The 25,703-nt window shown below is 65.9% G+C and carries 24 protein-coding genes; 9 read left to right on the forward strand and 15 right to left on the reverse strand.

The features are described 5' to 3' along the window. Window positions 1–4: 4 nt before the first annotated feature. The 10 genes from F813_RS0103375 to rpmH form a co-directional block, all read right to left on the reverse strand. Window positions 5–391 (reverse strand): ATP synthase subunit I, encoded by a 387-nt coding sequence (locus F813_RS0103375; protein WP_017925557.1) that lies wholly within the window; start codon window positions 389–391, stop codon window positions 5–7. A gap of 132 nt (window positions 392–523) precedes the next feature. Further along, window positions 524–1,363: a ParB/RepB/Spo0J family partition protein gene (locus F813_RS0103380; protein WP_017925558.1), complete on the reverse strand. Its 840-nt coding sequence runs from the start codon at window positions 1,361–1,363 to the stop codon at window positions 524–526. Window positions 1,364–1,660: 297 nt separating this feature from the next. Next, window positions 1,661–2,416, reverse strand: a complete 756-nt coding sequence (locus F813_RS0103385; RefSeq protein WP_012983957.1) for a ParA family protein — start codon at window positions 2,414–2,416, stop codon at window positions 1,661–1,663. Further along, on the reverse strand, window positions 2,413–3,042 hold the full coding sequence (gene rsmG / locus F813_RS0103390; protein ID WP_017925559.1) for a 16S rRNA (guanine(527)-N(7))-methyltransferase RsmG: 630 nt from the start codon (window positions 3,040–3,042) through the stop codon (window positions 2,413–2,415). Before rsmG ends, F813_RS0103385 begins: the two co-directional genes overlap by 4 nt. Beyond that, window positions 3,032–4,906, reverse strand: coding sequence for a tRNA uridine-5-carboxymethylaminomethyl(34) synthesis enzyme MnmG (gene mnmG / locus F813_RS0103395; RefSeq protein ID WP_017925560.1), 1,875 nt, complete (start codon window positions 4,904–4,906; stop codon window positions 3,032–3,034). Before mnmG ends, rsmG begins: the two co-directional genes overlap by 11 nt. 111 nt (window positions 4,907–5,017) lie before the next feature. Continuing rightward, window positions 5,018–6,331, reverse strand: coding sequence for a tRNA uridine-5-carboxymethylaminomethyl(34) synthesis GTPase MnmE (gene mnmE / locus F813_RS0103400; RefSeq protein WP_017925561.1), 1,314 nt, complete (start codon window positions 6,329–6,331; stop codon window positions 5,018–5,020). Window positions 6,332–6,338: 7 nt separating this feature from the next. Then, window positions 6,339–8,045, reverse strand: coding sequence for a membrane protein insertase YidC (gene yidC, locus F813_RS0103405; RefSeq protein ID WP_038059953.1), 1,707 nt, complete (start codon window positions 8,043–8,045; stop codon window positions 6,339–6,341). An 8-nt stretch (window positions 8,046–8,053) separates the two neighbouring features. Continuing rightward, entirely contained in the window at window positions 8,054–8,311 is a 258-nt protein-coding gene (yidD, locus tag F813_RS0103410; RefSeq protein WP_017925563.1) for a membrane protein insertion efficiency factor YidD, read from the reverse strand. Next, window positions 8,308–8,658: a ribonuclease P protein component gene (gene rnpA / locus F813_RS0103415; protein WP_017925564.1), complete on the reverse strand. Its 351-nt coding sequence runs from the start codon at window positions 8,656–8,658 to the stop codon at window positions 8,308–8,310. The genes yidD and rnpA overlap by 4 nt, the downstream gene beginning before the upstream one ends. A 22-nt stretch (window positions 8,659–8,680) precedes the next feature. After that, on the reverse strand, window positions 8,681–8,821 hold the full coding sequence (gene rpmH / locus F813_RS0103420) for a 50S ribosomal protein L34 (RefSeq protein ID WP_012983964.1): 141 nt from the start codon (window positions 8,819–8,821) through the stop codon (window positions 8,681–8,683). A gap of 151 nt (window positions 8,822–8,972) precedes the next feature. On the opposite strand from rpmH, the gene dnaA reads away from it, so the two are divergent. The 8 genes from dnaA to ubiD all read left to right on the forward strand — a co-directional run bounded on the left by dnaA (window position 8,973) and on the right by ubiD (window position 20,234). Further along, window positions 8,973–10,340 carry a chromosomal replication initiator protein DnaA gene (gene dnaA, locus F813_RS0103425; protein WP_017925565.1) on the forward strand — a complete coding sequence of 456 codons (1,368 nt, stop codon included), beginning with the start codon at window positions 8,973–8,975 and terminating at the stop codon, window positions 10,338–10,340. 252 nt (window positions 10,341–10,592) lie between these two features. After that, the gene (gene dnaN, locus F813_RS0103430; RefSeq protein WP_012981418.1) at window positions 10,593–11,696 is read left to right on the forward strand and encodes a DNA polymerase III subunit beta; all 1,104 of its coding nucleotides are present in this window, start codon (window positions 10,593–10,595) and stop codon (window positions 11,694–11,696) included. Between the two features lie 23 nt (window positions 11,697–11,719). Beyond that, the gene (locus F813_RS0103435; protein WP_012981419.1) at window positions 11,720–12,793 is read left to right on the forward strand and encodes a DNA replication/repair protein RecF; all 1,074 of its coding nucleotides are present in this window, start codon (window positions 11,720–11,722) and stop codon (window positions 12,791–12,793) included. A 66-nt stretch (window positions 12,794–12,859) separates the two neighbouring features. Further along, window positions 12,860–15,292 carry a DNA topoisomerase (ATP-hydrolyzing) subunit B gene (gyrB, locus tag F813_RS0103440; protein ID WP_017925568.1) on the forward strand — a complete coding sequence of 811 codons (2,433 nt, stop codon included), beginning with the start codon at window positions 12,860–12,862 and terminating at the stop codon, window positions 15,290–15,292. Window positions 15,293–15,298: 6 nt separating this feature from the next. After that, window positions 15,299–15,829, forward strand: coding sequence for a hypothetical protein (locus F813_RS0103445; protein ID WP_017925569.1), 531 nt, complete (start codon window positions 15,299–15,301; stop codon window positions 15,827–15,829). A gap of 95 nt (window positions 15,830–15,924) precedes the next feature. Continuing rightward, window positions 15,925–17,973, forward strand: coding sequence for a M3 family metallopeptidase (locus F813_RS0103450; RefSeq protein ID WP_017925570.1), 2,049 nt, complete (start codon window positions 15,925–15,927; stop codon window positions 17,971–17,973). Continuing rightward, on the forward strand, window positions 17,970–18,737 hold the full coding sequence (gene xth, locus F813_RS0103455) for an exodeoxyribonuclease III (RefSeq protein WP_012981423.1): 768 nt from the start codon (window positions 17,970–17,972) through the stop codon (window positions 18,735–18,737). The genes F813_RS0103450 and xth overlap by 4 nt, the downstream gene beginning before the upstream one ends. A 33-nt stretch (window positions 18,738–18,770) precedes the next feature. Then, window positions 18,771–20,234: a 4-hydroxy-3-polyprenylbenzoate decarboxylase gene (gene ubiD, locus F813_RS0103460; RefSeq protein ID WP_012981424.1), complete on the forward strand. Its 1,464-nt coding sequence runs from the start codon at window positions 18,771–18,773 to the stop codon at window positions 20,232–20,234. Between the two features lie 29 nt (window positions 20,235–20,263). On the opposite strand, the gene F813_RS0103465 is transcribed toward ubiD, so the two are convergent. Next, window positions 20,264–20,842 (reverse strand): hypothetical protein, encoded by a 579-nt coding sequence (locus F813_RS0103465; RefSeq protein WP_017925571.1) that lies wholly within the window; start codon window positions 20,840–20,842, stop codon window positions 20,264–20,266. Window positions 20,843–21,002: 160 nt separating this feature from the next. On the opposite strand from F813_RS0103465, the gene F813_RS0103470 reads away from it, so the two are divergent. Beyond that, window positions 21,003–22,040 carry a CDP-6-deoxy-delta-3,4-glucoseen reductase gene (locus tag F813_RS0103470; protein WP_017925572.1) on the forward strand — a complete coding sequence of 346 codons (1,038 nt, stop codon included), beginning with the start codon at window positions 21,003–21,005 and terminating at the stop codon, window positions 22,038–22,040. Here the strand turns inward: F813_RS0103470 and F813_RS0103475 are convergent. The 4 genes from F813_RS0103475 to F813_RS0103490 form a co-directional block, all read right to left on the reverse strand. Next, entirely contained in the window at window positions 22,033–22,848 is an 816-nt protein-coding gene (locus F813_RS0103475; protein ID WP_017925573.1) for a uroporphyrinogen-III synthase, read from the reverse strand. The genes F813_RS0103470 and F813_RS0103475 overlap by 8 nt on opposite strands. A 2-nt stretch (window positions 22,849–22,850) precedes the next feature. Next, on the reverse strand, window positions 22,851–23,798 hold the full coding sequence (gene hemC / locus F813_RS0103480) for a hydroxymethylbilane synthase (RefSeq protein WP_081601279.1): 948 nt from the start codon (window positions 23,796–23,798) through the stop codon (window positions 22,851–22,853). A 94-nt stretch (window positions 23,799–23,892) separates the two neighbouring features. Further along, entirely contained in the window at window positions 23,893–24,618 is a 726-nt protein-coding gene (locus tag F813_RS0103485; RefSeq protein ID WP_017925575.1) for a LytTR family DNA-binding domain-containing protein, read from the reverse strand. Continuing rightward, the gene (locus tag F813_RS0103490) at window positions 24,608–25,648 is read right to left on the reverse strand and encodes a sensor histidine kinase (RefSeq protein ID WP_017925576.1); all 1,041 of its coding nucleotides are present in this window, start codon (window positions 25,646–25,648) and stop codon (window positions 24,608–24,610) included. The genes F813_RS0103485 and F813_RS0103490 overlap by 11 nt, the downstream gene beginning before the upstream one ends. Window positions 25,649–25,703: the final 55 nt, after the last annotated feature.

Consider the following 25,703-nt stretch of genomic DNA (forward strand, 5'->3'; position numbering starts at 1 on the left):
GCAGTTATCTCGTCATTGCTTGATCAGAAACCCGGTGCAGCCACCAGAGCGGGGCCAGATGCACCAGGAGGAAGATGCCGAACAAAGCCAGCAAGTTCGGCTCGTCCAGGTAAGCGAACGCCACCCCGAATGCCACCGCGATGATTACGAGTCGTCCCAGCTCGGCGCCCATCATGCGCGCCGTGAGCGAGCCCACCTGATCGGATTGGTAGGCTCGAAACACAACGACCGCGGCCACGGCGTTGCCGAGGGTCGCGGTCAAGCCGCCGACCATGGCCGAGATCGCCACGATCGGGGGGAACAGGGCCAGTAGTAGGCCCGACAGTATCAGCGTCAGGGCGAGCTGCAGACCGATCGATTGCAGGGCGTGTCTGAAGCGTCGCGGTGTCATTCAGCGGATGGGCACACCCACCCCTCTCCCAAAAAGTGCGCGCATTATAAGAGCACCCTTCTATTAGGTCAAACCGTTATGGGGTGTCGAAAGCGTGCTGGCGAGAGGCTTTGGGAGAGGCGGAGGGGTGGTTTACTGGATGTGTTCGAGGATGCCGTCGAGCTCGTCGAGGCTGTTGTATTCGATGACCAGCCGGCCCTTGCCCTGGCGATTGTAACGGACCTGAACGGGGGCGCCGAGGCGGTCGGAAAGGCGGCTTTCGAGTTGCCGGACTTCGGGCGAGGGGCCGGCTTCCTTGCGCGGTTCCGGCTGCGCCGAGAGGACCTTCTTCACCAGTTGCTCGGTGGCACGAACGGTCATGTCGCGCTTGACGACCGTCGCGGCCACCCCGGGCTGATCGTCCAGCGGCAGGGCGAGCAGCGAGCGGGCATGGCCCATCTCCAGCCGGCCCTCGTTCACGTGTTCCTTGACTACGTCGTGCAGCTCCAGCAGACGCAGCAGGTTGGTGACGGAGGTGCGCGAACGGCCGACCGCGTCGGCAGCCGCCTGGTGGGTCATCTCGAACTCGTCGATCAGGCGCCGGATGGCCTGGGCCTCTTCCAGCGGGTTCAGGTCCTCGCGCTGGATGTTCTCGATCAGCGACATCGCGGCCGCGGCCTGGTCCGGGATATCGCGGACCACGGCGGGCACGCTCTCCAGTCCCGCGATCTGGGCGGCGCGCCAGCGGCGCTCGCCGGCAATCAGCTCGAAGCCACCCTCGACCCGCCGGACGACGACCGGCTGGACAATGCCCTGGGCGCGGATCGATTCGGCCAGCTCCGCGAGCGCGGGCTCGGACATATGCACGCGCGGCTGATACTGACCGCGGCGGATCTGGTCGATCGGCAGCTGCGCCAGGGAGTCGCTCTCGTCGCCGCTTTGTGCCCCCGACAGGAGGGCATCGAGCCCGCGGCCCAGTCCACGTTTTGCCATCGTTTCAGTCCTGCTCGTCTAGGGAAACACTGATTAATGCACGCGCTCGCGCTCGAGTCGCTTTTGCGTGCGAACAAGGCGCGGTGACTGCCGTGCAGCATTCTGCACAAGGGAACCGCAACGCCGTGCGCGCGCAAAAGCGGCCGAGCCCCTTCGGGGTTGGCACCCCAGGTTCCCCGATTCTGCGTTGCGCCGCTTGCGGGTAGAACCACTACCCGCTGCACGACGCGCCTTGTCTCGGAAAACCTGGGGTGCCAACGCGAGCGTGTGCATTAATCAGTGTTTCCCTGGGCGCGATCAGCGGCGCAGCATCTCGCCGGCCAGCGCGAGGTAGGCCACCGCCCCGCGTGAGGAGGCATCATACAACAAGGCCGGTTGACCAAAGCTGGGGGCCTCGGCCAGACGGATGTTGCGCGGGATCACAGTCCGGAACACGCGTTCGCCGAAATGCCCGGTGAGCTGGTCGGAGACGTCGCCGGACAGGCGGTTGCGCGGATCGAACATGGTGCGCAGCAGCCCGGCGATGCGCAGCTGCGGGTTCGGGCCCTTCTGGATACTCTCGATTGTGCGCATCAGCGCGGTCAGGCCCTCGAGTGCGTAGTACTCGCACTGCATCGGGATTACCACCCCGTCGGCGGCCACCAGCCCGTTGACCGTCAACAGGTTCAGCGAGGGCGGGCAGTCGATCAGGATGTGATCGTAGTCGCCGGCCACCGGGGCAAGGGCGTCGCGCAGCCGATATTCGCGTCGCTCCTGATCCATCAGGCGCACCTCGGCCACGGTCAGGTCCCCGTTCGCCGGCACCAGATCGAAACCGCCCTCCACGCGGTGGGCGGCCTCCGGTACCGTCGCCTGGCCCAGCAGCACCTCGCAGGAGGTCGGGTCGTCGGCGTGCTTGTCGACGCCCGAACCGGTGGTGGCATTACCCTGCGGGTCGAGGTCCACGACCAGCACGCGCTTGCCCAGCCGGGCGAGCGAGGCGGCGAGATTCACGCAGGTCGTGGTCTTGCCCACCCCGCCCTTCTGATTGGTGATGGCCAGCGTATCGGTCACGTCTCGGCTCTCTCGATAATGGCGATGTGCCGCTCGGCAGTCTCGCCGGGAATGGTAACCGGGTCCACGCTCCGGTACGACCACGGGGCCGGTAGCGGCGCGTCCGCCACCGAGCGCTGCCCGAGCATGGCCAGCACCCGCCCGCCCGTGGCCACCTGCGGTGCGACGCGCGCGACCATGTCCGCCGGGGCCTTGAAGGCCCGCGCCAGCACCGTGGTGTAGGGCGCGGCGGGTCGGAAATCCTCGATCCGCATATGCACGGCCTCGACCCGGCTCAGCCCGGCCAGCCCGATCACGTTGCGCAGGAAGCGGATGCGCTTGGCTGCACTGTCCAGCAGGCAGAAATCGCGCCGGCGCTCGCAGGCGGCCAGCACAAAGCCCGGCAGGCCCGCGCCCGTCCCGACATCCAGGATGCGGTCCCCGTGAAGATACGGGCGCAGGGTCAGGCTGTCGAGGATGTGGCGGGGGATCCACTGCTGGGGGTCACGCACGGCGGTCAGGTTATGCACCCGATTCCAGCGTCCGAGCTGCTCCAGATAGATCGCCAGGGCCTCAATGGCGGCTGCGTCCAGCGCCCACTCGTGGGCCACGGCGGAAAGCGCCGCGCGCCAGTCGTTACTCGCCACTGGCGCGTTGTTTCAGATGCACGGCGAGGGCCGACAGCGCGGCCGGGGTCACGCCCGGGATACGCTGGGCCTGGCCCAGTGTATGCGGACGGAATTCGGCGAGCTTCTGGCGGATCTCGTTGGACAGGCCATGTACCCGCGCGTAGTCGAGGTTATCCGGCAGTGCCGTCTGCTCGGCCTTCGCCTGGCGCGCGACTTCGGTTTGCTGGCGCTCGATGTACCCGGCGTACTTGGCCTGGATCTCGGCCTGCTCGCGCACGTCCGGCGTGCAGCCCACATCCAGTTCCGGGAGGGCCTGCATCAGGGCGTCATAGTCGGCCTCCGGTCGGCGCAGCAGGTCGAGCAGCGTGGCATCCGGCTCCGGGGCCTTGCCGAGGAGCTCGACCAGAGTCGGGCGGCTGCGCTGATCGCGATCCGGTCGCGTCTGTGCAAGCCGGCTCATTTCCGACTCGATCGCGGCGGCGCGGTGCTCGAACTGGTCCCAGCGGGCATCGTCGACCAGGCCATGCTCGCGCCCGATCGGGGTCAGGCGCAGATCCGCGTTGTCCTCGCGCAGCAGCAGCCGGTATTCGGCGCGCGAGGTGAACATGCGGTAGGGCTCCTGCGTGCCGCGGGTGACCAGGTCGTCGATCAGCACACCGATATAGGCCTCGGAACGCTGCGGGATCCAGGGTTCGGCGTCCCGGGTCAGGCAGGCGGCATTGAGCCCGGCGACCAGGCCCTGGGCGGCGGCCTCTTCGTATCCGGTGGTGCCGTTGATCTGCCCGGCGAAGAACAGGTTGGCCACCTCGCGCGTGGCCAGCGACGGGCGCACGCCGCGCGGGTCGAAGTAGTCGTATTCGATCGCGTAGCCCGGACGGGTAATGCGCGCGTGCTCGAAGCCCTCGATGCTCTGCACTAGCGGCACCTGGATCGCATAGGGCAGGGAGGTGGAGATTCCGTTCGGGTAGAGCTCGTGGGTGGTCAGCCCTTCCGGCTCGACGAAGACCTGGTGACTGGTCTTGTCGGCAAAGCGCACGACCTTGTCCTCGATCGAGGGGCAATACCGCGGTCCGGTGCTGTCGATCTGGCCGGAGTACATCGGGGCCTGATCGAGGTTGGCGCGAATCAGGTCGTGGGTCTTTTCGCTCGTACGCGCGATATGACAGGGGCGCTGGGGCGGGTGGTCGTCGGTCGAGCCGGTGAACGAGAAGACCGGACGCGGGTCATCGCCCGGCTGCACCTCGAGCCGCGCGAAGTCGACGCTGCGCCCGTCGATGCGCGGCGGGGTGCCGGTCTTCAGGCGCCCGACCGCAAAGGCCATCTCGCGCAGGCGCGCGGCCAGGCGCACGCTCGGCGGATCGCCCGCGCGCCCTCCCGGCTGCTGGGTCAGCCCGGTATGCATCTGGCCGTTGAGGAAGGTGCCGACGGTCAGCACGACGGCACGGGCCTGGAAGGCAGTCCCCGCCTCGGTGACCACACCCGTCACGCGATCGCCCTCCATGGTGATGTCGGCCACCGGCTGCTGGAAGATCTCGAGATTCGGCTCGGCCTCCACGAACTGGCGAATGGCCTGGCGGTAGAGCTGCCGGTCGGACTGGGCGCGGGTCGCGCGCACCGCCGGGCCCTTGCGCCGATTGAGGATACGGAAATGGATGCCGGCGGCATCCGCCGCACGCGCCATCACGCCCCCCAGGGCATCGATCTCCTTGACCAGGTGGCCCTTGCCGATGCCACCGATTGCCGGATTGCAGCTCATCTGGCCGATGGTCTCGATGTTGTGGGTCAGCAGCAGGGTATGCGCGCCCGCGCGCGCCGCGGCCAGTGCGGCCTCGGTGCCGGCGTGTCCGCCGCCAATCACGATGACATCGAATGTTTCTGCCATGACCTCTTGAAACCCGGCCGCTGGGCGGCCCGAAAACGTAAAATCAGCAGTTTAGCAGGAGTGGCGGCGGTGTCGAAGCGGCCGCATGGGCATCCGTGTTTCCCTGCGCCATCACTTGCCGATGCAGAAACCGGCGAAGATCTCGCCGAGCAGGGCCTCGTGGTCCTGGCGACCCAGCAGGGCATCCAGCGCGGTCTCGGCCAGGCGCAGCTCCTCGGCGATCAGATCGGGCGCGGCGCTGGCCTCGATACGACCCAGATGCAGCGCCGCCAGGCGCAGGCCATCGAGATGGCGCGCGCGCACACTGAAACGCTGCTGCCCGCCCTCGCCGGCACCCAGCCGCTCGACGATCGCCTGCTTCAGGTCATCAATGCCCGCGCCCGTGCGCGCCGAGATGACGATCCCGTCTGTGGATCGGGACTCCGCGACGCAGTCCTGCTTGTTCCAGACCGTGAGCCGCGGAATCTCGGGCGGGGCCTCCAGATCCGGCTTTGCCTCGGGGCGCGTGAGGTCGCGCAGCTCCAGGATCAGGTCGGCCCCGGTTACGGCTTCGCGGGCGCGCTGCATGCCGATCTTCTCCACCGGGTCGTCGCTGGCGTGCAGTCCGGCGGTGTCGATCAGCTCGACGGGGATGCCGTGGATGGCGATCGGGGAGCGCAGCACGTCGCGTGTAGTCCCGGGGCGGTCGGTGACGATGGCCACCTCGCTCTCGGCCAGGCGATTCATCAGGGAGGACTTCCCAACATTCGGGGCCCCCACCAGGGCCAGACGCAGGCCCTGGGCAAAGTACCGGGCCGGGCGCAGGCGCTCCAGCAGCGCGAGGATGGTCATGTGCAGGCGCTCCGCCCGCCTGGCGATGTCCGGGGCGGCCTCGGATTCGAGGTCAGTCTCGCCGAAGTCGATCTCGGCCTCGATGATCACGCGCATGTCGCGGATGGCCCGCGAGACCGGCTCCAGCTCGGCGGCCAGTGCCCCGTCGAGGCTGGAGCGGGCCAGGCGCGCGGCCTCGGCCGTCTGGGCATGGATCAGGTCGGCGACAGCCTCGGCCTGCGCGAGGTCGAGGCGGCCGTTCAGAAAGGCCTGTTCGGTGAATTCGCCCGGCCGCGCGCGGCAGGCCCCAAGACCGACCGCCGCCGCGACCAGCGCCTCCAGCAGCACCGGGCTGCCGTGCCCCTGCAGCTCGACCACGTCTTCGCCGGTATAGGAATGGGGGGCGGGGAAATAGAGGATCAGGCCATCGTCGATCGCCTCGCCGCTGGCCGGATCAATGAGGCGGTCGTAGTGGGCATGGCGCGGCCGCAGGCGCTCGCGCCCGGTCAGGCGCCGCGCGATCGCCGGCGCCTCGGGGCCCGACAGGCGGACCACGCCGATGCCGCCGACCCCCGGCGGGGTGGCGACCGCGACGATGGTATCCGCCACGGTCACGGCCCGGTCAGCTCTTCTGCTTGTCCGGGTCCTCGCCGCTTTCGATCTTGCGCGTGATGTACCACTGCTGGGCGATGGAGAACAGGTTGTTGGTGAACCAGTACAGCACCAGGCCCGCCGGGAAGAAGGCGAAGAAGATCGTGAACACGAACGGCAGCGCCATGAAGATCTTCTGCTGCACCGGGTCCATCGGCGGCGGATTCAGCTTGTACTGCACGAACATGGACACGCCCATCAGGATCGGCAGGATGAAGTACGGATCGCGCGAGGACAGATCCTGAATCCACAGCCACCACGGGGCCTGGCGCAGTTCCACACTCTCCAGCAGCACCCAGTACAGGGCGATGAACACCGGGATCTGGACCAGGATCGGGAGACAGCCACCCAGCGGGTTGATCTTCTCCTTCTTGTAGAGCTCCATCAGCGCCTGGTTCATGCGCTGCTTGTCGTCCTTGTAGCGTTCCTTCAGCGCCTGCAGCTTGGGCGCGACCTTGCGCATGCGCGCCATCGAGCGGTAGCTGGTCGCGGAGAGCTTGAAGAACGCGATCTTGATCAGGATGGTCAGAAGCACGATCGACCAACCCCAGTTGCCCACGACGCTATGGATCAGATCCAGCAGCCAGAACAGCGGCTTGGCCAGGAAGGTGAACATCCCGTAGTCGACGGTCAGTTCCAGTCCCTGGGCGATCTGGGAGAGCTCGTCCTGCAACTTCGGTCCAACCCACAGTCGGGTCTGCAGCTGCCCGCTCTCGCCCGGGCGCACGGTCAGGGGCTCGGCCGAGTGCAGGCCGATCAGGTATTCCTCGCCAACCTCGCCAGGCACGGCTCGGGCATACAGCGCGTTCACCTCGTCATCGCCCGGGACCCAGGCGGAGACAAAATAGTGCTGGATCATCGCCACCCAGCCGCCATGCAGGCGTTGCTGGATGGGGTCGTCGGCCAGCGACTCGAAACGCTCACGCTGGTAACTGCCGTCGAAATACGCGGCCCCGGTGAACGTATACAACCACCAGGACTCGCGGTCCGGGGTCGGCCCGTGGCGCAACTGTCGATACTGGCGCCCGCTCCAGGTGGAATCGCCCTGGTTACGGACCTCGTAACCCACCTCGATCAGGTGAGTCCCGCGGGTAAAGGTATAGGTCTTGATGACCTCGATCTCGCCATCGTCCGAGACCCAGCGCATCGGCACCTGGAGGGTATCGTCGCCCTCGGCCATCTCGAAGTGGTCGCCGTCAACCTCGAAGTTGGCGTGGTGCGAGGGGGCCCGTCCTTCCATCGCGCGGTCATTGACGCGGTCGTGCGTCAAGCCGCTCTGGGCGACATAGCCGCGCACGCGGTGGTCGAACAGGCGAACCGGTACCAGCGGGTCGTCCTGCAGATCGCGCGGATACTGCAGCAGGTCCGCACGCAGGATGGTGCCGCCCCGGGTGTCGATCAGCAGCTCGTGCTTGTCTGTGCGGACGGTGAACTGACGACGATCCGGCTCCTGGATCGGGCTGATCTCGGACACGTCCGCGGCGGCGGCACGCGGATCGTCCTCGTCCTCGAACTGGGGCGCGTCGGGGACGTCCTCGGGGCGGGCATCGGGATCCTCCGCCTCCTGCCCGGCCGTCTCCGGCTGGGCGGGGGTGCCGTAGTCCTGGTTCCAGGCCTGCCACATCAGGAACAGGACAAAGGCCAGGCTGAGCCACAAAAGGGGACGCAAGTTATCCATGAGCGCGACTATTTCCGGGATCGATGCGAGTGGGCGGACAGATGGGGTTCCGGCACGGGGTCATAGCCCCCAGGGGACCACGGGTGGCAACGCAGAATGCGCCGCAGTCCGAGCCAGAAGCCGCGTGCAACGCCGTGTTTTTCGACCGCCTCGACGGTGTAGGCCGAGCAGGTCGGGTAGTGCCGGCAATGCGGCGCCATAAACGGGGAAATGCCGTACTGATAGGCACGAACCGGCAACAGGGCAATCTTGCGTAGAAGCGTCATTGCAGGCGATCCAGCAGGGTTTCCATCTCCGAGCGCAGAGCCCGTCGGTCACAGTCGCCCGCTCCGGCACGGGCCAGGACAATCATGTCTACCGGTGGCAGCGCCGCGCGGCGTTGGCGGAACGCCTCGCGCGCAATGCGCTTGATCCGGTTGCGATCCGTGGCGTTGCGGACATTGCGCTTGCCAATCGCCATGCCCAGCCGGGGCGAATCGCCACCCTCGCGTGCGCGATAGAGCAAGGTCAGGTAACGGCCTCGGACCGGACGCGCCTCGGCAAAGACACGCTGGAAATCAGCGCCGACCAGCAAGCGCGCCTGGCGCGGGAAACCCTGCGCCCCGGCGGTCATGATGGCCAGCCGGACAGCGCGATCAGTTGGTCGGGCAGAGACGCTTGCGACCCTTGGCGCGACGGGCGTTCAGGACCTTGCGGCCCCCGCGGGTGGCCATGCGGGCACGAAAGCCATGGGTACGGGCGCGGACGAGCCGACTCGGTTGAAAGGTGCGCTTCATGACGGATCTCGGTCAATGGGATAAAGGGCGGAGAAAACTACCGTCAACTGTGCGCGAAGTCAATCAGCGGGCGAGACGCGGCTAGCGCACGGGGTCGCCATCGGCGTAGACTCGGAGGCCCCCGAACCCTCGTGATCCCGGAGACCCGCGTGTGACTGCCAATACCCTGTGGACAGCCTGTCTGGATCGCCTGCAGGGTCGTGTGAGTGAGCAGCAGCTAAACACCTGGCTGCGACCCCTGCATGCCGAGGAGGAAGCGGGGGCTCTGCGCCTGCTGGCACCCAACCAGTTTGTCTTCGAGCATGTCCGCGACCATCTCCTGAGCTCCATCGAAGAGGCCGTCAGCGAACTGCGCCCCGGCACCGAAGAAACGGATGGCCAACGCGTTCGCCTGGGGATCGGGGGCACGGAGTGGACCTCCGCGGAGCCGGAGGGTGCGGCACCCGCTCGTGCTCCCGCCAGCGCGACACCTCGGCGAGCGGCGGTCCCCAAAGGGCCGGTCAGTAACCTGAACCCGGCCTTCACCTTCGACACCTTCGTCGAGGGTAAATCGAATCAACTAGCGCGTGCAGCCAGTCTGCAGGTCGCCGAGAACCCGGGCGTGGCCTACAACCCGCTGTTTATCTATGGCGGCGTGGGCCTGGGCAAGACCCATCTGATGCACGCAATCGGCAACAGCATCCTGAGCCGACTGCCGGAAGGCCGGATCATCTACCTGCACTCCGAGCGCTTCGTCGCCGACATGATCAAGGCGCTGCAGCACAACGCGATCGACGACTTCAAGCAGCACTATCGCACGGCCGATGCCCTCCTGATCGACGACATCCAGTTCTTTGCCAACAAGGAACGCTCTCAGGAAGAATTTTTCCATACATTCAATGCGTTGCTTGAAGGCCAGCAGCAGATCATCCTGACCTCGGATCGCTATCCGAAGGAGGTCGAGGGGCTCGAGGAGCGGCTGAAGTCGCGGTTCGGCTGGGGCCTGACCATCGCCATCGAACCCCCGGAACTGGAGACGCGCGTGGCGATCCTGCAACGGAAGGCGGAACAGGCCGGTATCGAGCTGCCGACCGAAGTTGCCTTTTTCATGGGCAAGCGCATCCGGTCCAACATCCGGGAGCTGGAGGGGTCACTTCGCCGAGTCATCGCGAACGCGCATTTCACCGGCAAGCCGATCACCCTGGACTTCGCCAAAGAGGCGCTGCGCGATCTGCTCGCCGTTCAGAACAAGCTGATCACGCTGGAAAACATCCAGAAGACCGTGGCCGACTATTACCGCATCAAGGTGGCCGATCTGCTCTCCACGCGACGCAGTCGCTCGGTGGCGCGACCGCGCCAGATGGCGATGGCACTCGCGAAGGAACTCACGCAGCACAGCCTGCCGGAGATCGGACAGGCCTTCGGCGGGCGCGACCATACAACGGTCATCCATGCGTGTCGCAAGATTGTCGAGCTGCGCGAGGCCGATGCGAGCCTGGATGAAGACTATGCGAACCTGCTACGGACGCTGAGCAGCTAAGGCCGCCCGACACCCCGGCAGGTTGACGGAGCAAGCTGTGGATAAGATGGGGGGAAGTCGTGCGTACCGAGCGCGAATTTTTGGCGCGTGATTTCATCCACAGGATAGACACAGGTGATACAGAGGTTTGAAAGCCGGTTTCGGGCTAAAAAACGGTTGCTAATCAATTTGTTAAAGGTTTTCCGCACAGGGAGACGCGGACCTTATTATCATCAGTTTTAAATTACTTAAACCCAATTACAGGACACCGCCATGGAACTCTCTTTCCAGCGCGAAGCGATGACTGACGCCCTGCAACGGATTGTCGGGGCGGCCGAGAAACGTTTGACGATGCCGATCCTCGGCAACGTGCGCTTGCGGCCGGACGAACGGGGCGGCATTCGCATGGATACCACCGACCTGGAACTGGCCTGGCAAGGCGAAGCGGCGGGAACCATTCCGGGCGAGTGCGACGTGACGGTATCGGTACGCAAGCTGCTGGATGTAGTGAAAGCGGCACCCGAAGACAGCGAGATCCGGGCAACAATTGACGGGGAACGGATGTCCGTGGGGTTCGCCGGATCGCGCTTCAGCCTGGCCACGTTGCCGGGGGCGGATTTCCCCGATTGGGAGAGCAAGAGCTCGGAGTGGACCCTGGATATCCCGCAGAACCGCCTGCGTCGGTTGCTCGAGGCGACGATGTTCTCGATGGCGCAGCAGGATGTGCGCTATTACCTTCAGGGCCTGTTGCTGGTGGCCAGTGGTCACAGTCTCAGGGCGGTCGCAACCGACGGGCACCGGCTGGCACTGGCCGAGGCCGAGCTCGACCAGGCGATTGATGGACGGCTCGAGAAGATCGTGCCGCGCAAGACCATCGCAGAGCTGCGCCGGAACCTGTCGGATGACGATGTCCCGGTGCGCGTCGGGTTCAGTGAAGATCAGGTGCTGTTCGACCTTGGGAATGCGGTGTTGCGGAGCAAGGTGATCGAGGGGCGGTTTCCCGATTACGAGCGCGTAATTCCGGCGGATCTGCCGGCAACGCTCACGGTAGAACGTGAGCGACTCAAGCAGGCGCTGGCGCGCGTGTCCATCGTCGCGTCGGACAAGTATCGCGGCGTGCGGATGACGCTCGGTGATGAGGGCTGTCAGGTGATGACTCACAACGCCGATCGTGAAGAGGCCCAGGAGTCGGTCGAGGCCGAGTATCAGGGGCCGCCGATGGAAATCGGATTCAACCTCGGTTACCTGGTCGATGTGCTTAATGCGATCGAAACGGATCAGGTTCGGATCGGGCTGCGGGACGGGAACTCCTCGATCCTGGTGCAGGCCGAGCCGCCCGGTGGGGCTCGTTACGTCGTGATGCCGATGCGCCTGTAGCCGCGACCGGGCGGACAGGTACTGTGCTGGAAGGCCTGTGGTGGCGAGGGGTGCGCAATCTCTCGGAGCAGACGTTCGAGCCGGGTGAGGGGATCAATCGGCTGGTGGGGCCAAATGGCGCAGGCAAGACCTCGGTGCTGGAGGCGTGCCATGTGCTTGCCGCAGGACGATCGTTCAGGACACCCCAGCTTCGCCGCGTCGTTCGATCGGGCGAGAAAGGCCTGTGGATCGGGGGACGGGTGCGCGACCTCCATGGCGGTGAGCATCGCCTGGGCGTCAGCTGGGAAGGCACTCGGCGCTCGCGGCTCGACGGGCGATGGATGGAAGGGCATGCCAGTGTCGCGGAATGGCTGCCGGTGCGGGTACTGCATGCGGGTTCCTTTGATCTGCTCACGGGGTCACCAGAGGAACGGCGGCGTTTGCTTGATTGGGGTTGCTTTCATTCGGTGCGAGGGTATCGATGGCACTGGCAACAATGGAGGCGGTCCCACGAACAACGTAACGCCGCGTTGCGCAAGGGTGATCGTCGTGCGGCCCGAGAGTTTGAACGACCACTGGTCGACGCCGGTGAAAACATCACGCAGGCCAGGCAGGCCTATATCGATCGCTGGGAAATCAATACTTCGGAGGCAGCCCGCGTCTTCGGGTTTTCGCAGCGCCTGGGGGACTTCCAGGTGCACCTTCGTGTTGGCTGGGACCGGGATCGTTCGCTTTCGGAAGCGATCGCACGCAGTCGGGATTCGGACGAAGAACGCGGTTTCGGACAGGTCGGGCCGCAGCGAGCGGACATCGATCTCCGCTTTGACGGTCGGGTCGCGGCGGAGGCGTCGCGGGGCGAGCAGAAACGGCTGATCACGGCGTTGACCGGCGGGCAGGCCAGGATGCTAGAACGCGAGGCGGGCAGGGCGCCGGTGGTGCTACTGGATGATGTGGTCTCCGAGCTCGATGTCGCTGCGGTAGAAGGGCTGATGTGCGGCCTTCTGGAGTTCGGATGGCAGGTACTGGTCACCACTGTCGAGCCACATATTCCGGGGTTAGAGGGTGGGCGATCCACGCGATTGTTTCACGTGGAACATGGTGTGGTGACCCCGGACTGAGCCACGCCCCAGCCCTCGGCTTTACGTTATACTGCAGTGTCTGCTACCCGCCGGATGCCGTAATCCATGTCCGAATCTGAACCGCTTGATCCCGAAACCTACGATTCTTCCCAGATCCGTGTCCTTAAGGGCCTGGACGCCGTGCGCAAGCGCCCTGGCATGTACATCGGGGATACCGATGACGGGACCGGCCTCCACCACATGGTGTTCGAGGTCGTCGATAACTCGATTGACGAGGCGCTTGCCGGCCACTGCGACACCATCGAGGTTACGATCCACGAAGACAACGCGGTCTCCGTCTCGGATAACGGGCGCGGTATCCCGGTGGATATCCACGAGGAAGAAGGCAAGTCCGCTGCGGAGGTGATCCTGACGGTCCTTCACGCCGGCGGTAAGTTCGATAACAACTCCTACAAGGTATCCGGCGGGCTTCACGGCGTTGGGGTGTCGGTCGTGAATGCCCTGTCCGAAGAGCTCCGACTGGAGATCCATCGAGCCGGCGAGCGCCACGAGCAGGTCTACCATCTCGGTGTACCCGACGCCCCTCTGGCGGTCGCAGGGTCCACCGATCGAACTGGCACCAGGATCTGGTTCCGACCCAGTGACGAGATCTTCACGGACATCGAATTTCACTACGAGATCCTCGCGAAGCGCCTGCGTGAACTCTCGTTCCTGAACTCCGGGGTCCGGATCACCCTGCGCGATCAGCGGGACAATCGCGAAGAGACCTTCCTGTTCGAAGGCGGGATTCGCGCCTTTGTCGAGCACCTGAACCAGAAGAAGACGGCGCTGCATCCCACTGTGATCTACGCGAACCAGACCCGCGAGGATGATTACGTCGTCGAGGTTGCGCTGCAGTGGAATGACTCCTATCAGGAGAACATCTTCTGCTACACCAACAACATCCCGCAGCGCGATGGCGGCACCCACATGGCCGGCTTTCGCGCGGCGCTCACCCGGACGGTCAATCAGTACCTGGAGAAAGAGGGGCTGATCAAGAAGGCCAAGGTCGCCACCGCCGGCGACGACATGCGTGAAGGCCTGACGGCCGTGCTGTCGGTCAAGGTACCGGACCCGAAGTTCTCGTCCCAGACCAAGGACAAGCTGGTCTCCTCCGAGGTCAAGCCGATCGTCGAGAGTGTCTTGTCCGATGCGCTAACCAACTTCCTGCTGGAGAACCCGCCCGAGGCCAAGGCGATTACCGACAAGGTCCTCGAGGCGGCGCGTGCCCGCGAGGCCGCGCGCAAGGCGCGCGAGGTGACGCGCCGCAAGGGTGCGCTGGATATCGCCGGCTTGCCGGGCAAGCTGGCCGATTGCCAGGAAAAGGACCCGGCCCATTCAGAGCTTTATCTGGTGGAGGGCGACTCCGCGGGTGGCTCTGCCAAACAGGGACGGGACCGCCATTTCCAGGCGATCCTGCCGTTGAAGGGAAAGATCCTTAACGTCGAACGTGCCCGTTTTGATCGCATGCTCGGCTCCGCCGAGGTCGGTACCCTGATTACCGCGCTGGGTTGCGGGATCGGGAAAGACGAATACGATCCGGACAAGCTGCGCTACCACCGCATCATCATCATGACTGACGCGGATGTGGACGGATCACACATCCGAACCCTGCTGCTGACCTTCTTCTTCCGTCAGATGCCCGAGCTGATTGAGCGTGGGCATGTCTACATTGCCCAGCCACCGCTGTACAAGATCAAGCGCGGTAAGCGCGAGCAGTATGTCCGTGACGAGGCCGAGATGGGCGAAATCGTGGTCTCGCTTGCTTTGGACGGTGCCGCACTGCATCCGGGTCCGGACGCCCCGCCCGTCACGGGAGAGGCCTTCGAGGAACTGGTGAAGGGCTACCAGAAGGCCGCCCGTGCGGTGGAGCGGCTGGGCCGTCTGTACGACTCGCGCATCCTCTGGGCCATGCTCGAGGCCGATGCGATTCCCGAGCCGCGCAGCGTCACCAACCCTGACGTTCAGGCCTGGTTCTCGCGCATCCTGGAATCCATCTCCAGCGATCGCGCCGGTGCCACCCGCTACAGCCTGGGTCCGGTCACCAATGTCGACGGTCATGCCCAGCTGAGCCTGGATCGGCTCGAGCACGGCGCGGCGCTCTCCCAATACATCACCGACGACACGCTCGCCTCGCGCGATTTCCAGACCATTCTCGACCTCTCCGCCCGCCTGAATGCCCTGCTGGAGTCTGGTGCCTACATCAAGCGTGGCGAACGCGCCCATCGCATCCAGGGCTTTTCCGAGGCGATGGAATGGCTGCTCCAGGAGGGCCGCCGGGGTCTGGCCACCCAGCGCTACAAGGGCCTGGGCGAGATGAATCCGGAGCAGCTCTGGGAAACGACGATGAATCCCGAAACCCGTCGCCTGCTGCAGGTCCGGGTCGAGGATGCGATCCGGGCGGACGAAATCTTCACCACCCTGATGGGGGATCAGGTCGAACCGCGCCGAGACTTCATCGAGTCCCGAGCTTTAAGCGCGGAGAACGTAGACGTCTGATCCCGGATGGCGATATTCGTTATCGTCACGATCGTTGGCCTCGTGGGTCTGACTCTGACCATTGCCCGCTTGTACTCCCATCTGGCCGTTCAGGAACGCCAGGTCGTGGGTGCCTGGGATCAACTGGAGCGTTTGCTGGTGCAGCGCAACGGCCATCTGCAGAAGGTTTGCATGGCTGCCGGCAGCGGACCCTCGGCCGTCCAGCATTTGCATCGCTCGTTGCAGCGTCAGGAGACCGCTCGTCGCCGCGGAGACCTGAGCACCGTTGCCGAAGCGGAGCGCGAGATCCGCGCCCTTTGGGATTCGCTATACCAACAAGATATTGATATTAAAAAAGAAAATGTAGAGGAGTCGGCGCGTCGGGTGGTGGCTCTGGATCAGGCCATTCGCGACACCTTGATTCGCTACAACGCCGCCCTGCAGATGTATCGGCACACCTGCCGCTCTCCCTTCTACGCACCGCTCGCCTGGCTGGGCGGAATGGGCCGTTACACCCCCTTGCAACCCCCATCCTCGGATCCCGACAACCCTGCCTAGCTTTGGGGTCTTCGGAGACTCGCAACGGTGGAACGCCCTCCCGGCCCCGCGGTCCGAATGGCATAATTCCCGTCCTAGTCGAATCAGGAGTCCCCGTGACGAACCCCCTGCTGCAAACGGATCGCCTGCCCGCGTTTCGATCCATCGCCCCGGAACATGTCCTCCCTGCCATCGATACCGTCCTTCAGGAGAATCGCGACGGAATCGAGGCGCTTGTTGGACAGGCCGGCGACCAGCCCACCTGGGGTGGCCTGGTCGCACCCCTGCAGCACCTGGATGCCCGTCTTTCCCAGGTGTGGGCACCTGTCGGGCATTTGAATGCGGTTATGAACAGCAGCGAACTGCGTCAGGCTTACAACGCCTGTCTGCCCAAGTTGTCCGAGTTCGGTAGCTGGGTTTCGCAGCACCAGGGGCTGTACGCCGCCTTTCGCCGTCTGGCCGATGGCCCCGAATATGCCCGGCTCGCGCCCGAGCGGCGCAAGGTCATCGATGACGCTCTGCGGGACTTTCACCTCAGTGGTGTGGACCTCCCCGAGGATGCGCGCGCCCGCTTGCGGGAGATCGACGCGCGCCTGTCCGCACTCACGGCGCGATTCGAGGAGAACGTCCTTGATGCGACCCAGTCCTGGACCTGGCAGACCGACGATCCGGACGCACTCGCCGGCATACCCGCCGCAGAACAGGCCATGCTGGCCCAGAACGCCCGTGCGCACGAGCGAACCGGGTATCTCGTGACCCTGGATTTTCCGAGCTATTTCGCGGTGATGAGCCATGCTGACGACCGCGAACTGCGCCGCCGCGTCTACGAGGCCTTCGCGACACGGGCATCCGACCAGGGCCCCGATGCAGGCCGCTTCGACAACAGCGAGGTCATGGTCGAGATCCTCCAGCTTCGCGAGGAGCAGGCAAGGATCACCGGATTCGAGCACTACGCGGAGCGCTCGCTGGCGACCAAGATGGCCGAGACTGCGGATCAGGTGGACAGCTTCCTTCAGGATCTGTCCCGGCGGGCCCGTCCTCGGGCCGAGCAGGACCTGGCCGATTTGCGCACCTTCGCCCGCGAAGAGCTCGGGCTCGACACCCTGGAAGCCTGGGACATGGCCTATGCTGCCGAGAAGATGCGTGAGCGGCGTCTGGGGCTGAGCCAGGAAATGCTGAAGCCCTATTTTCCCGCCAGCCAGGCGGTGGAGGGCCTGTTTCGGCTCGTCGAGCGCCTGTTTGGTGTCCGTTTCGAGGCCGATCCGACTGTCGAATGCTGGCATGACGACGTTCGTTACTATCGTGTATTTGATGTGAACGGGATCGAACGTGCTGGCTTCTACTTTGATCTCTACGCCCGCAAGAACAAGCGTGGCGGCGCCTGGATGGACGTCTGCCGGCAACGCTTTGTCTCGGACACGGCCCAGCAGGTCCCGGTCGCGTTCATGACCTGCAACTCGACGCCCCCTGTCGATGGAAAGCCTGCCCTGTTTACCCACGACGAGGTGATCACCCTGTTCCACGAGTTCGGTCACGGTCTTCACCACATGCTCACACGGGTGAACGAGCCGGAGATCGCCGGGATCAACGGGGTCGAGTGGGACGCCGTCGAACTGCCGAGCCAGTTCATGGAGAACTGGTGCTGGGAGCGCGAGGCCCTGGACCTGTTCGCCCGACATTACGAGAGTGGCGAGCCCATGCCGGACGATCTCTACCAGCGCCTGGTCGATACTCGCCACTTCCATGCCGCGCTGCAGCTCCTGCGACAGGTGGAGTTCTCCCTGTTCGACATGCGTCTGCATGCAGGCCCGGCCCCGGAAACGGCTGAGGCCATCCTCGATCTCCTGGAAGCGGTCCGCGACGAGGTTGCGGTGGTCCGGCCGCCGGCGTTCAACCGCTTCCCGCATGGCTTCGCCCATATCTTTGCCGGTGGTTACGCGGCGGGCTACTACAGCTACAAGTGGGCGGAGGTCCTGTCCGCCGATGCCTTTGCGCGCTTCGAGGAGGAGGGCCTGTTCTCGCCGGACGTCGGCGCCGCCTACCTGCGGGAGATCCTGGAGGTTGGAGCCTCGCGGCCTGCCGCCGATTCCTTCCGGGCCTTCCGCGGCCGGGATCCCGAGATCGACGCCCTGCTGCGCCACAGTGGCCTGGAGGATGCCGCGTGAAGATCGCCAGCTGGAACGTCAACTCTCTAAAGGTCCGCCTGCCGCAGGTCCTCGACTGGCTGGGCAGCTCGCGTACGGACATCCTCGCCCTGCAGGAGACCAAGCTGACCGACGAGAACTTCCCGGTCAGTGCCATCCATGAAGCCGGTTACGAGGTGGTCTACTCCGGTCAGAAGACCTACAACGGCGTGGCCATCCTCTCGCGTACGCAGGCAACGGACGTCGTGACCGACCCGCCGGGGCTGGAGGATGCCCAGCGCCGCATCCTCGCGGCTACGATCGGCGACATCCGTGTCGTCAATCTCTATGTGGTGAACGGCGAGAACGTCGGCACCGAGAAGTACGCCTACAAGCTCGACTGGCTGGCGCGCATGCGCAGCTGGCTGGCCGCCGAAATCGAGGCCCACCCGAAACTCGTGGTGCTGGGCGACTTCAACATCGCCCCGGAGGACCGCGACGTGCATGACCCCGAGGCCTGGCACGAGCGCATCCTCTGCTCGACCCCGGAACGCGAGGCCCTGGCGGCGCTCACGGAGCTGGGCCTTGCGGACACCTTCCGTGCGTTTGAACAGCCGGAGGAGGAATTCTCCTGGTTTGACTACCGGGCGGCATCGTTCCGGCGCAACCGCGGCCTTCGGATCGACCTGGTTCTCGCCAGCCCCGCCCTGCTAAAACGCCTGACCGCCGCGGGCATCGACCGCGAACCCCGGGGCTGGGAACGGCCCTCCGACCACGCCCCCGTCTGGGCCGAATTCAGCGACTAGGCCCGGCCGCCGGCCGCGCCCTGGGAGACACCCGTGAAATACAGGGACCTGCGTGATTTCATCGACGGGCTGGAGGCCCGCGGCGAGCTCAAGCGCATCACCACCGAGATCGACCCGAACCTGGAGATGACCGAGATCGCCGATCGCGTCCTGCGCGCCGGCGGCCCCGCGTTGCTGTTCGAGAACCCCAAGGGTTCCGATATCCCGGTACTGGCCAACCTGTTCGGCACGCCGGAGCGGGTGGCCATGGGCATGGGCGAGGACTCCGTGGGGGCCCTGCGCGAGGTCGGCCGGCTGCTGGCCTTTCTCAAGCAGCCGGACCCGCCCAAGGGCCTGAAGGCGGCCTGGGAGCAGCTGCCCGTGTTTCGCAAGGTCCTCGACATGGCGCCGAAGAAGACACGCGGGGCCGCCTGCCAGCGCCACGTGATCGAAGGCGACGATGTGGACCTGTCGACCCTGCCGGTGCAGACCTGCTGGCCGGGGGATGCCGGGCCACTGATCACCTGGGGGCTGGTCGTGACACGCGGCCCGGAGAAGTCGCGGCAGAACCTCGGCATCTACCGTCAGCAGGTGATCGGCCGCAACCGCGTGATCATGCGCTGGCTGTCGCATCGCGGGGGCGCGCTCGACTACCGGGAGTGGTGTCAGGCGCACCCGGGCGAGCCGTTCCCCATTGCAGTGGCCCTGGGGGCCGATCCCGCGACCATCCTCGGTGCGGTCACACCGGTGCCGGATACGCTGTCGGAATACGCCTTTGCCGGGCTGCTGCGCGGCAGCCGCACCGAGGTTACCCGCTGCATCGGCTCCGATCTCGAGGTCCCGGCGTCGGCCGAGTTCGTGCTGGAGGGCCACATCCATCCCGGCGAAACCGCGCCGGAGGGGCCGTTCGGGGATCACACCGGTTACTACAACGAGGTCGACGAATTCCCGGTGTTCACCATCGACCGCATCACTCACCGCGACCAGCCGATTTATCACTCGACCTACACCGGGCGCCCGCCCGACGAACCGGCGGTCCTGGGGGTCGCCCTGAACGAAGTCTTCATCCCGATCCTGCAGAAGCAGTTTCCGGAGATCGTGGACTTCTACCTGCCACCGGAGGGCTGCTCCTACCGCATGGCGGTGGTCTCCATGCGCAAGCAGTACCCCGGCCACGCGAAGCGTGTGATGATGGGGGTGTGGTCGTTCCTGCGCCAGTTCATGTATACAAAATTCGTGATCGTCGTCGATGATGACGTGAACACGCGCGACTGGAACGATGTGATCTGGGCAATTACCACGCGCATGGACCCCGCGCGTGACACGACGCTGGTGGAGAACACGCCGATCGACTATCTGGATTTCGCCTCGCCGGTCTCGGGGCTGGGCTCCAAAATGGGTATGGACGCGACCTCCAAATGGCCGGGGGAGACCGAGCGCGAGTGGGGCCGCCCGATCACCATGGATCCGGCCGTACGCGAGCGGGTGGATGCCCTGTGGGACGAGCTGGGGCTGTAGCCGTCGCCACAGCCCCGCCCGACAGGGTCCTAGTTACCCAGGTGTGCGCCGTCCTCGGGTAGCCGTACCCAGGACGCGATGTCGGCGCCCATGGCCCGTACCGTGCGCCCCATCACCGAGCAGCTGCCCTTGAACCCGCCGAATGCCCCGCCACCGGAGACCCGGCGCGAGGTGAACTCGGCCACCGCCTCGCCGTTCTCGTACAGCGTGCCCTCGGCCTCCGCCAGGGACCGGTGTCCGGACCAGGCATTGCCGTCATTGCGGGCCTGGGTGATCTTCACCACCAGGACCTTCCCCGCATCACCGGGGCTCACGTTCGCTCCGGTTTCGACCCGAACATCATGGCGCGCGCCGAATTCCTGCACGAAGCCGGGGAAGCGTTCCTCCAGCTCGCATTCGCGGCGAATGGCCTCGGACACCGTTGCATCGTCGCTATAGGCGAAGCGCTCGGGCACCGCGACGATCACCTCCGGATCGGTGACCTCGGCGGCGGCCTCGGCCCCTGTATCGGCCCCCGCGTCCGTTTCACGGGTTTCGTTGGCCGCGCATCCGCCCAGCAGCATCAGCCCGGCAGCGGCCAGTGCGGCCGTCCATTTTGCTCCCTGCATTCCTTTCTCCCTGCCTGTGATTGGCGCCCCCGAGTCTGCCCCATCCCGTCCGCGGAATGCACCCCCCGGGACCGCCACATGCCGCTTCCGGGGTTGCTTGCGTTTGCCCGGACCGTGGCGACAATAAGCCCCCTTGTTGGATCAGCAGCGGGAGCAGCGCATGGCCTTTGACGTGATCATCCAGCCCAGCGGGCAGCAGCTCGAGGTCGAGGACGACGAGACCGTACTCGAGGCCGCGCTGCGCCAGGGTTTTGCGTTTCCCTATGGCTGCCGCAATGGCGCCTGCGGGTCCTGCAAGGGCCGCGTCCTCGCGGGCGAAGTCGACCACGGGCCGAAAAAGCCGCCGGGTATTACCGAAGCGGAAATGGCCGATGGCTGGGCCCTGTTCTGCCAGGCGGTCCCGGTGGATGATCTGGAGATCGAGGTGCGCGAGATCGGCGCGGCCAAGGACATCGTCGTGAAGACGCTGCCCTGTCGCGTCGCGCAGCTCAACCGCCTGGCCGACGATGTGATGGAGCTGCGCCTGCAGCTCCCCGCAACCGAGCGCATGCAGTTTCTCGCCGGACAGTACCTGGATGTCCTGCTCAAGGGCGGCGGGCGTCGCAGCTACTCGCTGGCCAATGCCCCGCACGACGACGAGCAGCTGGTCCTGCATGTGCGCAACCTGGAGGGTGGACGCTTCTCGAAGATGGTGTTCGAAGAGATGCAGCCCAAGGCGCTGTTGCGTATCGAGGGGCCGCTCGGAACGTTCTTTGTCGACGAGGAATCGGAGCGTCCGCGCCTGTTCGTCGGCGGCGGCACGGGCTTCGGCCCGCTCAAGGGGATGCTGGATCATCTGGCGGTCGAGGGCTTCGACCGCCCGCACCACCTGTTCTGGGGCGCGCGCAGTGCCGAGGGGATTTACGCCCCCGATTGGCTCGCCCAAATGAGCACCGAGCATGGCGAGCACTTCCGTTTCACACCGGTGCTCTCCGATGTACCGGCGGACATGGCGGGCGGGTTCCCGGCGGTCGCGGGCTGGCCCCACGACGCGGTACTGGCCGAATACCCGGACCTGTCCGGATTCGATGTCTACATGGCCGGCCCGCCGGCGATGATCGAGGCGGCGACCAATGCCTTCCTCGCCGCGGGACTACCGACCGAGCAGCTCTACTACGACAGCTTCGAGCCGGCTGCGCCCCACGAGGCCGCTAACTAGTCGCGAGTTGCGCGGCCAGGCGATGTACCGCCTGCTGCATCGCGGCATCGGTCGGGTCCTCGGCGACCTCCACCGCGGCCTTGAACCCCAGCTCCTGCGCGATCTCGCCGATGCGTTCGGAACCGACCACCAGCGGCGTCTTGCGCAGCCACATGCGCCCGAGCTTGCCGACCATCTCGTAGAGATTGCGCAGGCCCTCGCCACTGGTGATGGTGATGATGTCGATCTGGTCGCGCGAGAACGCATACATCAGCGCGCCGGTATCGCCTTCCGGGCGCCCGCGCCGATAGGCCTCGGCAAAGGTGACCTCCGCGCCGCGCGACTTCAGCGTATCGCCGAGGTATTCGCGCCCGCCGTCGCCGCGAAAGATCACCACGCGCTGGCCGGCCACATCCTGCATCGCCGGTTGTTCCAGCAACGCCTCGCTGTCGAAGCGCCGCGGCGGGGCGATCTCCACGTTCAGCCCAAAGCCCTTCAGCTCCTTCGCGGTTCGGTTGCCGATGGCCGCAATGCGCGTCCCTTCGGGCCATGTGCGGTCGGCCAGCGCCAGGTTCAGCACCCGCTGTACCGCGTTCGGACTGATAAAGACCGCGATGTCGAAGGATTCCAGTTGATCCAGCACCGCGCGCAGATTGGTCGGGTCGCTGGGCGCCAGGATCTCCAGCACCGGAAAGCGGATCACCTCGGCGCCATCGTCGGCCAGCAAGGCGCAGAACTCCTCGGCCTGCGCCGCCGGCCGCGTGACCAGGATCCCCCAGCCGTTCAGGGGGCCGTCGGCGGTGGGCTTCATGATATCCAGCTCGGCCATCTTCAGGATCCTTTCGTGGAGGCTGCGTTCTCGGCATGGGCGGCGGCCAGCAGCTCGCCGGCCCCCAGTTCCAGCAGTTGTTCGGCCAGCTGCACCCCAAGGGCCTCCGCGTCGCTGCGCGGCCCTTCCACCTGGCGTCGCAAGAGCTGGCTGCCATCGACCGCGCCGACCAGACCGTCCAGGTGCAGCCGGTCGCCGTCCAGGGTCGCATGGGCGGCCAGCGGTACCTGGCAGCCGCCCTCCAGGCGGCGATTGAATGCGCGTTCGGCACGCACGCGGTCGGAGGTGTCGCCGTCGTTCAGGGGTGCGATCAGCGCCGCGATCTCCGCGTCGTTCTCGCGGCACTCGATGGCGATCGCCCCCTGGCCTACTGCCGGCAGACTGACTGCCGGTTCCAGCCGGGCGCGGATGCGCTCGTGGAACCCGAGGCGCTTCAGCCCGGCGGCTGCCAGCAGGATCGCGTCATATTCGCCGGCATCCAGCTTGCCCAGCCGCGTGTTCACGTTGCCGCGCAGATCGGTGATCTGCAGGTCCGGCCGCCGCGCCCGCAGCTGGCACTGGCGGCGCAGGCTGGACGAACCCACGCGTGCCCCCTCGGGCAGCTCGTCGACATGGGCATAGGTGTTGGAGACGAACGCATCCAGCGGATCCTCCCGGTCGAGAATCACCGGCAGCACCAGGTCCGCCGGTAGCTCCATCGGCACGTCCTTGACCGAATGCACCGCGATGTCCGCACGATCCTCCAGCATCGCGATCTCCAGCTCCTTCACGAACAGCCCCTTACCGCCAATGCGGGCTAGTGGCGAGTCGAGCACACGGTCGCCCTGGGTGGTCATGCCGACCAGTTCCACGGGCCGATCCGGGTACAACGCCCGCAGGCGCGCGGCGACATGTTCCGCCTGCCACATGGCGAGCGGGCTTTTTCGAGTGGCGATACGCAGGGGTTTCATGCGGGGTCCGGCGGCTGGAGAATAAAGCGCCGTAGTATAACGGTTTCGCTGCGGTGGCCCGAACCCTCCCGGATCGCGGGGTTACCGGTAACCGTTATGAGCGATCGCCGCGCAGGAAGGCCCTCACCTGTGGCAGCTGGCGGCGGCTGACGGCGACCGGATCGACATTGCCGTGAAACAACAGGCGGTGATCGGCTGGGCCGCGCGTCTCCAGTCCCCGGATCGCCATGCGCACCACCAGGCAGCCCCGGCGCACGCACAGGAGGGCCTCACCGAACCGGGATTCCAGTTCGTGCAGTCGCGTATCCACAAATCCCTCGAGCTGCTCACCGCGCGCAATCACATAGCCGTCCTCGGCCGTGAAGTAGGCGATACGGTCCAGGGATACCCGTTCCTCGCGCCGCCCGATGGTCAGGCGAACCGTCCGTGGAGCGGGCGCCGAAGGTCTGGCCTTGTGCCGAGCCGCGCGCTCCAGGGCCTGGGTCAGGCGCTCCCCACGCACGGGCTTGAGCACGTAGTCGCGCACCCCGGCCTCGAACGCTTCCAGGCTGAACTGGTCGTGTGCGGTTACCAGGATGACCATCAGGTCCGGTCGCTGCGAGCCGATCTCGGCGGCCAGCTCCATGCCCGATTCGCCGGGCATCTCGACATCCAGCAGCACCAGATCCGGTGCCTCGCGGGTAATGGCATCACGGGCCCCGATCGCCTCGGCCGCCTGGCCAATCACCTGGTGTCCGGCGTCGCTGACCATCCCGGCCAGGCGCTGGCGCGCGATCGGTTCGTCGTCCACGATCAGCACGCGCAAGGCTTCAGTCGACATGACGTTTCCCCCGTTCCAGTGGCAGTCGAATGCGGACCTCGAATTCGTGTTCCCGCGCGTCAACCTCGAAGCGGAACCGATCGCCAAACGCATGATGCAGGCGCAGGCGCACGGCATCGCTGGCAGTTCCCGTTCCCTCGCTGTGCGCCTCCGGGTCGAAGCTGTTGGTCAACGCCAGCATGACCGTGCCGGAGTCGAGCCGACAGCGCACGCGCACGAAGCCGGGGCCCCGGGCCGGCCCGATGCCGTGCTGAATCGCGTTTTCCGCCAGCGGCTGCAGGATCAGGGTGGGCACGCTGACATCCAGGCCGGCCTGATCCGGGCAATCCCATTCCACCTGCAGGCGTTCGCCAAAGCGGGTCTGCTCGAAGTTCAGGAAGGCCCGTACCAGCTCCAGTTCCTCACGCAGGGTTTGACGGTCCTCCGTGGCGAAGGTGGCGCGAAAGAGATCGGCCAGATCCAGGGTAACCTGTTCCGCGCGCGCAGGGTCGCTGCGGCACAGCCCGGCAATGGTGTTCATGCTGTTGTAGAGAAAGTGCGGGCGCAGCCGTGCCCGCATCGCCTGTTCGCGGGCACGGGAGACGGCCTGGGTCTCCCGCTGCCAGGCCGCCTGCAGGTAGAGGTAATGCATCGCCACCAGGCTCAGGATCGTGGCCACCGCGATCGCCGGCCAGCGCCAGGCCGGGTCGGCCAGCTGCAGCCCCTCGGCCCCCAGAAAGACCGCCGCCGTGTTGGCGATCGGCACCAGCGGGGGCAGGACAATCTGCCCCCACAAGGGCAGGCGCACCAGCAGCCGCTTGCCGGCACACAGGATCAGCAGGCTGGTCAGCGCGACCCAGAAGATGAACAGCGCATGCAGGGCCAGCCCCGGCACCCAGTCCTGCCCGCCCCCGCGCAGCAGGGTCACGGCCAGGGCCAGCAATACCGCGACCATCAACACACGCAACAGCGTCTCGGCGCTGCAGAAATCCGGCAGCGGCGACTGGCGCGTCAGTTCGTTGGTCTCGTCGTCCGGCTTTTCTGCCTTCACGACCCGTCTCCCCTCCGGGTGCCGTCCATCCCTGTTCTGCGGGGGACACTGTGCC

The organism is Thioalkalivibrio sp. HL-Eb18, assembly GCF_000364985.1.
GTDB lineage: Bacteria > Pseudomonadota > Gammaproteobacteria > Ectothiorhodospirales > Ectothiorhodospiraceae > Thioalkalivibrio.

What these genes read in the sequence shown, in the direction of transcription:
- F813_RS0103375 (WP_017925557.1), bottom strand. Translation starts at nt 391, where the DNA reads ATGACACCGCGACGCTTCAGACACGCCCTGCAATCGATCGGTCTGCAG.
- F813_RS0103380 (WP_017925558.1), bottom strand. Translation starts at nt 1,363, where the DNA reads ATGGCAAAACGTGGACTGGGCCGCGGGCTCGATGCCCTCCTGTCGGGG.
- mnmG (WP_017925560.1), bottom strand. Translation starts at nt 4,906, where the DNA reads ATGGCAGAAACATTCGATGTCATCGTGATTGGCGGCGGACACGCCGGC.
- yidC (WP_038059953.1), bottom strand. Translation starts at nt 8,045, where the DNA reads ATGGATAACTTGCGTCCCCTTTTGTGGCTCAGCCTGGCCTTTGTCCTG.
- yidD (WP_017925563.1), bottom strand. Translation starts at nt 8,311, where the DNA reads ATGACGCTTCTACGCAAGATTGCCCTGTTGCCGGTTCGTGCCTATCAG.
- rnpA (WP_017925564.1), bottom strand. Translation starts at nt 8,658, where the DNA reads ATGACCGCCGGGGCGCAGGGTTTCCCGCGCCAGGCGCGCTTGCTGGTC.
- rpmH (WP_012983964.1), bottom strand. Translation starts at nt 8,821, where the DNA reads ATGAAGCGCACCTTTCAACCGAGTCGGCTCGTCCGCGCCCGTACCCAT.
- dnaN (WP_012981418.1), top strand. Translation starts at nt 10,593, where the DNA reads ATGGAACTCTCTTTCCAGCGCGAAGCGATGACTGACGCCCTGCAACGG.
- gyrB (WP_017925568.1), top strand. Translation starts at nt 12,860, where the DNA reads ATGTCCGAATCTGAACCGCTTGATCCCGAAACCTACGATTCTTCCCAG.
- F813_RS0103445 (WP_017925569.1), top strand. Translation starts at nt 15,299, where the DNA reads ATGGCGATATTCGTTATCGTCACGATCGTTGGCCTCGTGGGTCTGACT.
- F813_RS0103465 (WP_017925571.1), bottom strand. Translation starts at nt 20,842, where the DNA reads ATGCAGGGAGCAAAATGGACGGCCGCACTGGCCGCTGCCGGGCTGATG.
- F813_RS0103470 (WP_017925572.1), top strand. Translation starts at nt 21,003, where the DNA reads ATGGCCTTTGACGTGATCATCCAGCCCAGCGGGCAGCAGCTCGAGGTC.
- F813_RS0103475 (WP_017925573.1), bottom strand. Translation starts at nt 22,848, where the DNA reads ATGGCCGAGCTGGATATCATGAAGCCCACCGCCGACGGCCCCCTGAAC.
- hemC (WP_081601279.1), bottom strand. Translation starts at nt 23,798, where the DNA reads ATGAAACCCCTGCGTATCGCCACTCGAAAAAGCCCGCTCGCCATGTGG.
- F813_RS0103485 (WP_017925575.1), bottom strand. Translation starts at nt 24,618, where the DNA reads ATGTCGACTGAAGCCTTGCGCGTGCTGATCGTGGACGACGAACCGATC.